The following is a 13371-nucleotide window of genomic DNA, read 5'->3' on the forward strand; positions in this document are numbered from 1 at the left end:
CCCTTTGCATTTGTTTTGTAACAAAGCACAAACGTGTGCCCTGTTTTCATTAATTGGTACGGTAATTTACTCGTGTCCACGGTAAGCTTGTGCCACTATCCAACCTACTCAACGTCTTATCAATTTGGAGCTCTGGCGATGAAAACAATCTTGGTAACTGGTGCAACAAGTGGTATCGGCTATGAACTAGCAAAAGAACTTAGCCATAAAGGCCACCAAGTAGTAGCAACGGGCCGTAATCCTGAAAAACTGGCACAGTTAGAGCAAGAAGCGAACTGTCATACCATCGCTGCCGACTTAACCGACCCCAACCAGACTGTCGAACTATTCCAAAAGACGCTCGATAAACTAGGTAAGTTGGACGTTCTAATTAATAACGCGGGTATGAACTCGCGCAAATGCGCTATTGAAGAGTTCACCTTAGAAGAGTTTGACCAACAGTATGCCGTCAACCTTCGTGCACCTGCGTTGTTGTGTAGAGAAGCCTTAAAGGTCATGAAACCGGCTAAATCAGGACAAATTATTAATGTGGTAAGCACAGTTGCTAAACGCTCTAATGAAACCATGAGTGTCTACACGGCGATGAAACAGGGCTTTGCGGGCTTTAGTGCAATCTTGATGAAAGAAGCTCAGCCTCATGGAATAAAAGTGACTTCTTTGTTCCCTGGCGGCGCAGACACCAGCTTTAGAGAAGCAGACCGCCCTGAGTATATGCACCCAGCAAGCGTTGCATCCACCATTTCTCTATTACTTGAACTGCCTAGTGATGTCGTCATGCATGAGATGACGTTTAGACCGCCGGTTGAAATTGAGTAGACATCTCCTTTGTAACAGTTGGTATGGGTGCTTGTTGAACGCCACAAAAGTGGTTAATTTAGGAACAGTACCCATTTCAAACACTACACAGAGGGAGCGATGAATGTGTCGTTGGCTAGCTTATCAGGGAACCGCAACTTATCTAGATGAACTAATTTATGTACCTGAACACTCACTGATTAACCAGAGTTTAGAGGCAAGAAAAGGTGCCACTCGAATAAACGCTGACGGTTTTGGGTTAGGTTGGTACACGCAACGTGATATCCCTGGTCAATTCCACGAAGTCATGCCTGCCTGGAGTGACGATAATCTTCGTTCTCTGACGCATCACATTCGCTCCCATCGATTTATGGCACATGTTCGCTCTTCAACGGGAACGAGCGTATCACGCTCTAACTGCCATCCTTTCGTAGTCGACAATTGGATGTTCATGCATAACGGACAAATCGATGAATTTGAGAAGCTGCGCTTCCAACTAGAACGTCTGCTGCCTGAATCGCTTTATCACTATCGAAAAGGAACGACCGACAGTGAGCTTATCTTCTTATTGATGATGAAAAATGGCCTGTCGAGCAATGTAAACAACGCCATTATTGAAACCATCAAAGATATCGAAAACGCCAAATCGGAAAGAGAGGTAGCCTTGCCATTTAAAGCCTCTATTTGCCTCTCTGACGGCGAACAGTTTTGGGTCGTACGATACAGTAGTGACCAAGAGCCACCAACTGTTTTTATTAAAGCAGAAGGAGAAAATGTCAGTGTTGCGTCCGAACCTCTCGAAAAAAGCAAAGAATGGAAACTACTCAAACCACAAACAATTACCCATATACATGGTTTGAGCCTTACGACGACGCAAATACGTCTCGATATATAACGGCTGAGTTCTATCCTGAAGCTCTCGGCCTATAAACCCTGTTGAATGACACTAAAGTTGTTGAACTATTAGAGTGGTACTCGCAAGCATACGAGAAACGTACGCGTCAAAATACGAGTAATTAATAAAGCACAACATACTCGCGTAACAAGTTTAAAAGGGTCCATACCTAGCATGGACCTTTTCTGGGTTGCTTCAATCGCTAATCGATCAATCTACCCTGTTCATCGAAAAATGGATGAGGACCATCACTGTCTTCAATGTAGCTAATATGGGACACCACCGAATCATTCTCAAATTTGAGCAGTTGAATGGCTCTTGGCTCTAATGAAAAAGATGACGGTGCGTTAGGATCGAGGTCAAGCGTCACCGAATGGCTGTGTGACGGTCCAACCCAAACAGGAATTGAACGCCAAGTCGCGGTGATAGGACGGTGTAAGTGGCCAGCGCAAAGTCCGCGTACGTTATCAAACTGACTTAACACTTCATATAAGCTGTCTGCATTTGTCAGGTTTTGCACATCCATATGCCCTAATCCGACATGCATTGGCGGATGGTGTAGAAAAATAAGCACAGACTTATTAGATAAACGGGCTAACTGACTTTGCAACCACTCAAGTGTTTGTGAAGATAAAAAGCCATAAGGTTTGCCAATGACAGACGAGTCTAAACCCAATAAAACTTGTTCATCCTGCTCAACGACAAAGTTGCAAAACTCTGGGTGGTCAAAATCGACTAACTGTTGCAGTCCCACTCGCAAATTATCACGGTGATCGTGGTTACCCGGAACGACCCGAAGTGGTATTTGCAGTTTCTCTAGTTCTTGCCTGATGATTTGGTATTCCTGTTCCGTACCAAAGTCACCAAGATCACCGGTAATAACGACATAATCTGGTCTGGGGTTAAGGTGGTTGATATGTTGTACAGCATTCTGTAGGCATCGCAACGTATCCACCTTGCGATACGCGGGTTTGCCATCTTGTTTGATATGCAAATCGGTAAGTTGGGCAATTAACATAACTTTACTTCTTCAAAGGAATTAAACGACTAGGTTCAAAGGACACAGTCACAACTTGACCCGCCTGATATTCAGTGCGCTCAAAACAGTCAACCATGAGTTGAGACTCCTTTTGTACTCCAGACAAAGTGACACGGGTTCTGTCCCCTAAAAACACCGTACTCACTACGACACCGGTTAAAGCATCACAATCATCGCTAATGTCCTTCAAGATAATATCTTCTGGTCTTAGCATGACGCTCAATGAGTCATTTTTAGCAGAGATATTCGTGTCTATATGCTCTGGCAGTTTTAGGTACTTACCGGTGTCCAACAGCAACTTCCCTGCTTCTACCGCTCCTTCAAATCGATTCATTTGCCCGATAAAATCAGCTACAAAGCTGTTACTTGGCTGCAGATAGATATCCTTTGCTGAACCAATCTGGGCAATTTCACCATGGTCGAGAACGGCAATTCTGTCGCCCATCGCCATAGCTTCTTCTTGGTCATGAGTTACATACACTGCAGTGATGCCTAATTCTTTTAACAACGAGCGAATATCACTTCTCAAACGTTGTTTTAGCAAAGCATCCAAAGCTGAAAGCGGCTCATCAAGCAGCAACACATCTGGTTCGGTTATTATGGCGCGAGCTAACGCCACACGTTGACGTTGGCCACCAGATAATTGATGGACGCCTCTTTGGGCATACTTTTCTAGGTCGAACATAGTCAGCATCTGCTTAAGCTTTTGAGCTCGTACCGAAGGATCCACGCCACGAACTTTCAGGCCATAAGTGATATTTTCGCTAACGTTCATATTGGGAAACAGCGCATATGATTGGAACACCATCCCGACTTTTCTTTGCTCAATAGGTAGCGCGGTAACCTCTTGATCACCAAAAGTTATTTGTCCGCCATTTTCATCAGCAAACTCCAATCCAGCAATAAGACGCAAGGTTGTCGTTTTCCCGCAACCAGAAGGGCCCAGTAATACTAAAATCTCTCCCGCTTCTATTTTTAGGTCAGTCGGTTTTAGTGCCAAGGTTCCATCTGGGAAAGTCTTAGTAATATTTTTCAGCGTGATTTCTACGCCAGTCATTGTTTGTTCTAACATTGAGTTCAATCTTAATTGCTTGTAACCGGTTTTCTGTTCAGCATCTGAGCCAGAACCAGCAACGGTAAAATGAGACAAAGGAAAATTAAGGTATAAGCAGAGCTAATCTCTAAACGCATGGAGGCGTACGAGTCAGCCAAACCAACAGGCAAGGTTTTGGTTAATGGCGTGTGAAGCATCCAAGTCAGGTTAAACTCGCCAATAGAGAGAGTGAGGGTCATCAACATACCCGCAACAATACCTGCCCTGCAATTAGGGACAATGACATCAAAGAAACGCTGCCAAAAGCTTGCTCCCAAACTCGCCGCTCCCTCTTCCAACACATTGAAATTAATACTTTGCAGTACCGCCAACACTGACTTAACCATAAACGGCAAAGTGAAGATAACGTGACCCACTAAGATAAACGTCCAGTTAGAACGGAAATCACTAAAGTCACCGTAAGCGAGGATTAAACCAAGCGAAATTGCCATACCGGGAATGGCAATCGGCAAGGTTAAGATCTCATCAAACAACGATGCCCAACGGCTTTTGCTTTTCGCCAGCACATAAGCACAAGGTACGCCCACCAACACATTAATAATGGTGGTCGCGATAGCAATTTGTAGTGTTAGCCAAATCGTGTCTGAATAGAGTGCCCATACTTGTTCAACCCAACGAAGGGTCAATCCACTTTTCACACCAACAAAATAGTTGTTCGTTAGTCCAGCAACAATCGACATAAAAACAGGAACAATTAGAAATGCACAGACCAATAAAGTGAACCCAAGCTGGATATAAAAGTACTTATCTTTCTTCATTGATTAGCCTCCCATTGCCATAGACGAATTACCCTGACGCTTCGCTAACATCAAACACAACCAAGTCACTAGACCAAGGATTAAGCTCAAAGCAGCCGCCATAGCGAAGTTAGCATTGAGTGTGAACTCTGTGTAAATCGTCATTGGTAACACGTTAATGTTGGTTGCCAGAGTGAAGGCCGTGCCAAACGCGCCCATTGAGGTAGCGAAACAGATCGAACCCGATGAGATTAATCCTGGTTTTAACGCAGGTAGCGTTACGTCTTTGAAAATTTGCCAACGATTTGCGCCTAATGAACGCCCCGCTTCAAGTAGGTTTTGATCGAGTTTTTCTGCGGCCCCCATGACCGTGAGTACCACTCGAGGTATTGAGAAGTACAAGTAACCCAAAAACAATCCCGCGATTGAGTAAGCAAACATCCAACGTTCCCCAGTAAGCAATAACCCTGCTTGGGCAAACAGACCTTGACGTCCTGCAAGCATAATGACGAAGAAACCAATCACCACTCCGGGAAATGCAAGCGGAAAGCTCAACATAGCAACCAGCAACTGCTTCCCCTTAAACTCATAACGCGTCAAAAACAGCCCACTGATCGTAGCCACCGCTAAACTCACAACTGTGACTAGGACAGAAAGCGTTACGGTTGAAAAAAGACTCTTCAAGTACAAAGGTCGGGTTAGAATTTGTATGTAGCTCTGCGCACCGCCATCAACTAACGAGACCTGCAACAGTTGCACCACTGGTAACAAGAAAAATGCGCAGCTCACTATTACAGCAGGCAGAATAAGCAAAATAGATAGATGATTCTTTTTCATAAAAACAATGGCGGAAATCTTGTCCGCCATCCATGGTCCGGTGAGGTTTAGTTGACTTCTCTTAGATACAGGTCAGCGAATGCGGCTTGGTTTTCAGACATCTTTGCAAAGTTAACTGAACCAACGCGCTGATATTCAGAGTCAGGTAGGAACTTACTCTTCGCATCCTCATCCATCACCCCATCAATAACTGGTCGTAAATACGCCTTTGCCCAAACTTGTTGGCCTTTTTCGGATAACACAAAATCCAAGATTTTTTTTGCGTTGTCAGGGTGTGGCGAGTCTTTCACCATGCTCATTACATAAGGAACAGCAATAGAGCCTTCCTTCGGAATGACAAATTCCACATTAGAGAAGTCGTTATATTTGGCACGATACGCATTAAAGTCATAATCCAATAAGATTGGAATCTCACCCGAAATTACACGTGCATACGAGGTTTGTTTTGGGACAATCGGGCGATTTTTCGCAAGTTTGCGGAAGTACTCAATAGCAGGTGTGAAGTCATTGATATCGCCACCCATTGCCTCATTTACCGCTACCGCACTTGCGTAGCCCACAAACGCACTGGTTGGGTCAAGATAACCGACCATGCCACGATATTCTGGTTTAAGAAGATCTTCCCAACTCTGCGGGACCGGCGCTCCATCTAAAGCATCAACGTTAACGAAGAAGCCAATGGTTCCCGAATGAATTGCGAACCAATTACCGTTTGGATCTTTCATCCCCTCTGGAATTTGGTCCCAATTCTTCGGTTTGTATGGTTCTACCACCCCTTGGTTAGTCGCGTTGATGCCAAATGACACGCCATAATAAACAACGTCTGCTACTGGATTGTTTTTCTCCGCAACTAACTGAGACAAAGACTGACCGGAATTTTTGTTGTCCATCGGAACTCGAATTCCAAGTTCTTTATTTATCAGCTGTAATTGCCCTCCCCAGTTCGCCCACTCTGGAGGGCAGTTATAGCAAATTGCGCTAGATGCCTGCGCTTGAAATGAAGCGCAAGCCAAACCAAATAGCATTCCCGCTAGTTTTTTTGTTTTAGAGCCTAGTGTAAAAGTCATTATATTCTCCAATATGTGACTATTCGTTGTTTTGTAAGTGCGGCACCACGTCAAGTGAGCCATTCATTTGCAATTGATAATCCAGAGCAAGTTGAGTCGATACGCTCGCTCCTGCTTTGGCGTTAAATAAAATATCTACAGCGACTTGCCCCATTTTTAGATGTGGTACCGCAACCGTTGCGAGAGTCGGGGTGATAAGCTGAGCTAAACTCATGCCGTCAAAACCGATAATTGAGATGTCCGAAGGTACATGTAGACCGTTGGCTTTCACGGCATTTATCGCCTTCAATGCCAGCAAATCGTTACTACAAAACCACACTGTAGGCGCCTGTTCTCTCTGGATAACACTCATCTCTTGGTCACCAAATGGATCAAGCTTGTTTTGGTCTACTTCTAGTAGCTCAGTTAATTCCAATCCATTGTCATTAAGACCTTTTTTAAACCCTTTATAGCGCTGCTCAGCACGATCAGATGAGACAAATCGCCCCGTTAACATGCCAACTCTTCGGTGTCCTAATTCCACGACTCGCTGAGCTACATCAATACCGGCTTGATAGTTATCAACAAAAACGCAAGGTTCTTGCTCATCTGAACGGTTGTGCAATAAACAGTAGGGAAACTTAAAGTCTCTCAGAAGCTTCAATGCCTCATTTTCAGAGGTATCTGCAATCGTCAAAATGACACCTTCGACACGCTGCCTTATCAGGTCGATAACCGCTTGCTGCTCTTGGCCACTGTCATATTGAGTGTCAACAACCACAACCGAGTACCCAAAGTGCCTCGCTCTTTGCTGGATGCCGGTAACTACCTCTGAAAACACAGGGTTAATTAAACTTGGAATCACCACTCCGAGAGTTGGATTTTTATTGAATTCAATTTGGTCATGTCGTTGCTCAACACTGTATCCAGTGAGAGTAATGACCTTCTCAATTCTCTTGCTCGTGGCATGCGCTACAGATTGAGGCTGATTTAGATAACGAGAGATAGTTGCAGGTGACACTCCTGCAAGTTCTGCTACATCTTTGATATTCATCGCCTCTCCTCCGTTGTTGAACGCAAGATTAAAGAGGACACATTACAGTTTTATTAAGGAGAAAATGAAGAAGCGTCAATTTAGCCACCATATCGATGCATTTTTGCGACATATATCGACAACATAATTCATGAAACACTTTCATTTCATTGAATTTAACGGAAGCAAATTAAATTGTAGAGTAATGTGAAATAACGATTAATGTCACAGAAACAAGGGGAAATATGAGTGGTCGCCGAAAGGATCACGATAATTAAGCTGAAATGCAGCGAAAGAGATTAAGCGCTCTGGCTCATTTCTCATACTAAATGCTAATCGCCATCCTTTCGGAAGAATTTACTGAGTTGTGTGGCTATTGGCCTTTGTAAGTGTTATCGCTCTCATTGAGATTCTTAATCAACCTAGCGGGTGTTCCACCATATAACGAGTCGGGCGGTACGTCACTGTTCACAACGGAATTAGCGGCAATCACGGAACGCCCTCCAATGGTAACACCTTGATTGATCACCACATTACCTCCAATCCATACATCGTCTTCCACCGTAATCGGTCCACAGATCGTTTCCCAGTTGCGACGCTTGAGGTAGTTTAAGTCGTGGCTAGCGCAATAGAACTGCGTATTTGGCCCTATCAACACGTTGTTACCAATCATGATTTTGGCACCATCTAGCATGGTGACATTCATATTAATAAAGGTCTTTTCACCAATCGAAATCGTCTTACCAAACTCACAATAGAATGGAGAACGTACAATACTTGAATCTGCAATATTCCCCATTAACTGTTGAAACAGCTCACCACGTTGAATGTCATCAGTATTTTTATTTATTGCCTGTAACAGAAGGGAGGCGTTTTCGCGGATTTGGTTAATGCTTTCGGCGCCGCCATCGAACTCTTCACCAGCAAGCATTTTTTCGAACTCAGTCATGTTGTCTCTCAACTCGGATCTTTTTTGCTGCTGAATTGTATCACCAACGCGTCATTCGGGCAGTGGATTAGTGCTTATACCTAAAAGTATTACTATCATCGATAATCGCAATTTTTACCGGTGCTATCCCTTTACTAATGTCGCCAATTTGTTCAAATGACTTGCGAGATAAGTCAATAATTCGACCTTTTACAAACGGGCCTCTATCGTTGATTTTGACGTCCACTGTTTTACCATTAGCGGTATTTGTCACTCTGACGATCGTTCCAAAAGGTAACGTTTTATGAGCTGCGGTATAAGCCCTCATGTTATAGCGCTCACCACTCGCAGTGCGTCGTCCGTGGTATTTATTCCCATACCAAGACGCTTGACCTACAAGTTCATGGGATTTTGCATAACTTCGAGTTTTGGAACTATCAATTGAAGCGGTTGAGGAGCAACCAGCTAGAAAAGAGAACATTAATGCAACAAAGATGAAATTGATCTTCTTGATATTATTTGGAAATTGAAATTTATTCATGTCGTGTTTATCTATTCTTGAACTGTTGACGCTTTAGCAATAAAGCTCATAAAAACAACCGAATGGGACAAAAGCCAACATTCGATATCAATGGCCGATTTTTCCACGACCTCGATGCCACTCGGTCATGCTCAAGAAAGATTTTAGACATGAAAATACCAAAGTTCACTGCCTTTGAGATCCGTGCCAAATTACATCGTTATTTTGACTTCATAAACGTATCATAAGGCTTTTCACCAAACAGCTTTTGGTACCGCTCAGAATATCGACTCCACCCATCAACCCCTGATAATACCGTAGCTTCTAATACTGAAGAGCACTTCCCTTGAATCAAAATATTTCGAAATTTAAATAGATTAACGAGCAAATAGAATCGCTTGGGTGCAATGAACAAATACTCTTTGAAAAAGAGGTTGATGCTTTTGGTGCTAATATCTAATTCATTAGCTATCTGCTTCAGCGACATCACTCGCGTCGTTTTCTGTTCCATCATTTTCACTATTTTTGTCATCAGATGCTTTCTAGGCCTGCGACTTGGTCCATGCAGCGATTGGGGGCGCAGTGGAGGGAGTTCATCCAAAAGAACGGTGATCAAATCAAGGACAGCTTTCGTCCCACCATGCCCTTGTTTCTCAGTCGGCTGTTCAAAGACAAACTTACCTACCGCCTTAAACTTGTCTAAGTTCCTTTTCGAAACAGTAACTGGGACAAGGGAATCACTGAAACTTTTCAATTTTCTAGAGGGCTCAGCTATTTCACTTAAGATAACCGTGGTGTTCTGGGGAATAAATAATGCAAAGGGAACTTCAGAACGACTTGAGACTATCGCAACTTGGTCAGTGTTAATCCAACTACCATTAAAACACACGGACTGACTTTCCATTGTGGTGATCATCAGGGTAATTTCTGGTGAATGTAATCGAGTTTGCAAAGCACACTCAGGCTTAAACAGAGCGGAGTAAAGTATCAGTGCATGAGGAGTTGTGAATGCTGTATAACGAATCGTTGGACGATTAATTTGTAAAAATCCATACTGACGCTCGATAACATGATTTGGTTCATTGGGAAAATCAAACAGGACCTTGCAGTTTGCTATCGCGGTTATCTCACTAGATAACTGCTCGAAAGTGAGTATTTTTTTACTATTAGTGACTGCCATTCAGCCCTCTTACCTTCACTTATACCCTTAAAGGCTAGCAACCACCGCAATGCTTTCTAGTGACCCCAAACGCATTGCGGGTTCCAAATCACTGCGCTATCAATTTGGGTATATCACTTTCCAATCATTCTTCATATCTGCGATAGTCCAACCTTCTTTCTTGGCTTCGTCTAGTCCCTTATCTAGGCGGCCAACCGAAGAATTACGATCATATTTCCACTCTCGCCCTTCATCAGTATGATGCACATAAAGGCCGAACGTGACACCTTCTTGTTGGGTCGTCCACTGCATCATCTGCAAATCACCGTCAGAGTTACCAAAAGCCGCAATAGGTTGGCGACCTAGTCTCTTGTGAATACCAATGACCTTACCCGCTTTATCATTAATATGAGCGACGTTTGGCAAGCGTTGGATTTCAATACCATTACTAGTGTAAGCGAACTCTGTCTCTATTTCGCTGCCAATAACGTACTCCGGAGAAATACCATACACCTCCTCTGTCCAAGGACGCATAAAGTCTGCTCCTCCACCCGAAACTATGTAGGTTTTGAAATCATTATCACGAAGAAAGTCGAGCACTTCCAACATCGGTTGATAAATCATCTCCGTTAGAGGCCTTTTAGTGATTGGGTGTTTAGCGTTCTTCACCCAAGCTTGCACCATTTCCTCAAATTCCACAGAGTTCATACCGGCATGCGTTGCCATAACCATTTTCAGCAATCCTTCCTCACCATGAGACAGGGCTGCTTTTATGTCGCCTTTCAAAACAGACGCAAACGGCTCTTCGGTTATCCACTCAGGGTGCTTCGGAGCAAGATCTTTAATACGGTCCAAGGTAAAGAATAATTGAAAATACATCGGCTTCTCGGCCCATAACGTACCATCGTTATCAAATACTGCGATACGCTCTTCGGCTGGGACGTAATTATCAGAGCCTTTTGTGGTGACAGTTTCAACAAATTCAACAATAGCAGATTTAGTAGCGCCATCGTTCCAAGAAGGTAGAGGATCAGGATGTTGCGCTGCAAAAACAGGAGTAGATAGAACAGCTAAGCAGACAAGGCTTTTGAAATGCATTTTCATAATTTGCTCTCAGTATTGTAAGTGTATTCATTGACGTTTGGCGTCAGTAAGATGGCTAACCAGAACTGAGAGAATTATGCATTGCACGATCTAAAAATAATCTGCAAAAACGGAAAAGTTAAAAAAACGCTATGCCTAAAAGACATAGCGTTCAATACACTATCGAATGGTGATTTCCTATCGCCCTTCAATGTTACTCATTTAAATCCAATTCATTATGAATCAGAGTTACGCATTGAGAAGCAAACAACATCTTAGGACCAAGGCTGATTTTCTCAGTACCTAGACGCTTTAAACTATTAAAGCTCTTCTTCGGCATTGGAATATGGTCGGTAAGAAGAAAACAAGAATTACCGACAAACTGTTGTTCTCGAATGAAGGTGCCTTTCTTATCCATCATGTAGAGCTGATAATCTTCAGCCAGTTCTTGAACCAGCTTTTCGAAGCTAATGGTTCGTACAGTAATACCCGCTTCAACTTCACGTTCTTGCTCTTTACCCATACCTTGGGATACGTCTAATGCTCTGGCAACTTTATCGAGTAGCACTTTCTCATGAAAGCCACCAACGTTACTGATGTCGTTTGAGCTAAAGCGTATAGTGCGAGAGTAATCTTTAGTACTTTCTAGGACGAGGTAAACCACCACATCTTCACGATGAGACTGCGCAACAAAGATCGTGTTCATCAACGTGTGAGCTAAAATTTCGGTATGAGCCTCCTGACCAACGGAAGCGAGAAGTTGCTGGCTTTCGGTAGGGGCGGAACGAGCTCGAAGTACAAAGGCGCGCATAGATGTAAAATCCTACTTAATGAATATAACGAATAACTTAACCAAGATGCTCTATCGCCAATAAGGCAATAGTCACTGTGGGTCGCCATTATCACAGTTTTGCTTGATGAAGTAACGGCAATAATTTAGCTATTTACAGAAATAGTCTTCAGCAGGGTGTGCTTTGAACAAAAGTATTTAAGTCAAACTGATAACTTGTTGAGGTTGCCAGACGTTTCACTGATTTGAACTAATCGCTTATGGTAGCATCGACAATCATCGACACGGATCCACACTATCATCATGCACTCACGTCTTTTTGCCCTACCCTCTGCTGAACGAGAATACATAAATCGCTTGTGCGACGTGCTTCAGTTAGTCGCAAGTACTAATATCGTTGGTATCTACTTACTTGGCTCAGCAAGTCAGGGGAGTTATGTTGCGGATGAAAGTGATTTAGACGTCCAAATGGTGGTAGCGCAACCCCTTTGCGACGCTCAAAAGCAGGCTATCATAGAGGCGCTATCGCACTCTCACCTACCCTGCCCAGCAACCAAATTGGAGTTCGTGGTATATCACAAAGCCCAACTGCGCACAGCACAATCGCTGCACTACGCTATTAATTTCAATACGGGTCGCACCTTAAAGAAAGACTACGTTTCGTTTGACCATAATAATGACCCCAGGCATTGGTTCCTACTCGACATTGCAATGGCCGGCGATTGGGCGATAACGTTATTCGGTGAATCGTTTAATCGCATATTTCCCAGCATTGAACCATATCTTTTGTTGCAAGCAATGCACGAGTGTCTTACTTGGTTTAACAAACATTATCCGGACAGCAAAGATTGCTATCAGTGCGCTTGCCGCATTCATAGCTATCTATTACGGGGAGTGATGGTCAGCAAACGGCAGTCATTATCAGAGGTGGGGTTAACGGAACAATGGAAGAGTTTACCTGCTCAGGAGTTTGTGGAATCAGTGCTTCAGCAGTTAGATGCGAAGATTGCACACCAATAACCAAGTTGGAAGTGGCACGACGCTATTATGTTCGCGCCACATACTCAAACTTATTGACACCTATTTATGAAGCACGACTAGTCACAGGACCTGCTTGTGGAATATGTCGTTCTACATTATAAGATGAACAGTTAAGCTTATTTCCCTATTACTAGACTCACTAGAAATAAAGTACTAGTAATAATAAGCAATATCATTTCTTTTTTACGCATATATTATTCTCCTTCGATTTTTAACGAACGACTAAACTTCAGAACACTTAAAATGGAACTTATAATTTAATGAGCTATCAAAAAGAGGAGTATTGACTCTATAAACTATATTACCTTCCACTCTAATTAAGGTAAATATGAAAATAACATCAAATATAAATTT

At 43.2% G+C, this 13371-nt stretch carries 14 protein-coding genes; 3 read left to right on the forward strand and 11 right to left on the reverse strand.

Translation table 11 applies throughout. The annotated features are described in order from the left end of the window. Positions 1 to 138 precede the first annotated feature (138 nt). Together OH456_RS07535 and OH456_RS07540 are read left to right on the forward strand one after the other, a co-directional pair. A complete protein-coding gene (locus OH456_RS07535; protein WP_006072334.1) occupies positions 139 to 816 on the forward strand; it encodes an SDR family oxidoreductase in 678 nt (225 codons plus the stop codon). A 103-nt stretch (positions 817 to 919) separates the two neighbouring features. Beyond that, complete coding sequence (locus tag OH456_RS07540) at positions 920 to 1690, forward strand: class II glutamine amidotransferase (protein ID WP_006072333.1); 771 nt, start codon at positions 920 to 922, stop codon at positions 1688 to 1690. A gap of 202 nt (positions 1691 to 1892) precedes the next feature. On the opposite strand, the gene OH456_RS07545 is transcribed toward OH456_RS07540, so the two are convergent. From OH456_RS07545 to trmY, 11 genes are all read right to left on the reverse strand, one after another. Beyond that, positions 1893 to 2708, reverse strand: coding sequence for a phosphodiesterase (locus OH456_RS07545; protein ID WP_124941011.1), 816 nt, complete (start codon positions 2706 to 2708; stop codon positions 1893 to 1895). A gap of 4 nt (positions 2709 to 2712) precedes the next feature. Beyond that, the gene (locus OH456_RS07550) at positions 2713 to 3801 is read right to left on the reverse strand and encodes an ABC transporter ATP-binding protein (protein ID WP_124941010.1); all 1089 of its coding nucleotides are present in this window, start codon (positions 3799 to 3801) and stop codon (positions 2713 to 2715) included. Positions 3802 to 3812: 11 nt separating this feature from the next. Then, entirely contained in the window at positions 3813 to 4601 is a 789-nt protein-coding gene (locus OH456_RS07555) for an ABC transporter permease (protein ID WP_124941009.1), read from the reverse strand. Positions 4602 to 4604: 3 nt separating this feature from the next. Further along, the gene (locus OH456_RS07560) at positions 4605 to 5447 is read right to left on the reverse strand and encodes an ABC transporter permease (RefSeq protein WP_006072327.1); all 843 of its coding nucleotides are present in this window, start codon (positions 5445 to 5447) and stop codon (positions 4605 to 4607) included. Positions 5448 to 5464: 17 nt separating this feature from the next. Further along, the gene (locus tag OH456_RS07565; RefSeq protein ID WP_063605437.1) at positions 5465 to 6484 is read right to left on the reverse strand and encodes an ABC transporter substrate-binding protein; all 1020 of its coding nucleotides are present in this window, start codon (positions 6482 to 6484) and stop codon (positions 5465 to 5467) included. 19 nt (positions 6485 to 6503) lie between these two features. Next, entirely contained in the window at positions 6504 to 7517 is a 1014-nt protein-coding gene (locus tag OH456_RS07570; RefSeq protein ID WP_031495695.1) for a substrate-binding domain-containing protein, read from the reverse strand. A 352-nt stretch (positions 7518 to 7869) separates the two neighbouring features. After that, positions 7870 to 8445, reverse strand: coding sequence for a sugar O-acetyltransferase (locus tag OH456_RS07575; protein WP_270033209.1), 576 nt, complete (start codon positions 8443 to 8445; stop codon positions 7870 to 7872). Positions 8446 to 8512: 67 nt separating this feature from the next. After that, positions 8513 to 8965 carry a septal ring lytic transglycosylase RlpA family protein gene (locus OH456_RS07580; RefSeq protein WP_270033210.1) on the reverse strand — a complete coding sequence of 151 codons (453 nt, stop codon included), beginning with the start codon at positions 8963 to 8965 and terminating at the stop codon, positions 8513 to 8515. A gap of 199 nt (positions 8966 to 9164) precedes the next feature. Next, positions 9165 to 10124, reverse strand: a complete 960-nt coding sequence (locus OH456_RS07585) for a hypothetical protein (RefSeq protein ID WP_270033211.1) — start codon at positions 10122 to 10124, stop codon at positions 9165 to 9167. Between the two features lie 99 nt (positions 10125 to 10223). Beyond that, complete coding sequence (locus tag OH456_RS07590) at positions 10224 to 11207, reverse strand: HAD family hydrolase (protein ID WP_268666709.1); 984 nt, start codon at positions 11205 to 11207, stop codon at positions 10224 to 10226. A 193-nt stretch (positions 11208 to 11400) separates the two neighbouring features. Next, the gene (gene trmY / locus OH456_RS07595) at positions 11401 to 11997 is read right to left on the reverse strand and encodes a tRNA (pseudouridine(54)-N(1))-methyltransferase TrmY (protein ID WP_006072313.1); all 597 of its coding nucleotides are present in this window, start codon (positions 11995 to 11997) and stop codon (positions 11401 to 11403) included. A 282-nt stretch (positions 11998 to 12279) separates the two neighbouring features. On the opposite strand from trmY, the gene OH456_RS07600 reads away from it, so the two are divergent. Next, positions 12280 to 12996 carry a hypothetical protein gene (locus tag OH456_RS07600; protein WP_270033212.1) on the forward strand — a complete coding sequence of 239 codons (717 nt, stop codon included), beginning with the start codon at positions 12280 to 12282 and terminating at the stop codon, positions 12994 to 12996. Positions 12997 to 13371 lie beyond the last annotated feature (375 nt).

Origin of the sequence: Vibrio sp. La 4.2.2 (assembly GCF_027586995.1) — a bacterium.
Classification (GTDB): domain Bacteria; phylum Pseudomonadota; class Gammaproteobacteria; order Enterobacterales; family Vibrionaceae; genus Vibrio; species Vibrio mediterranei.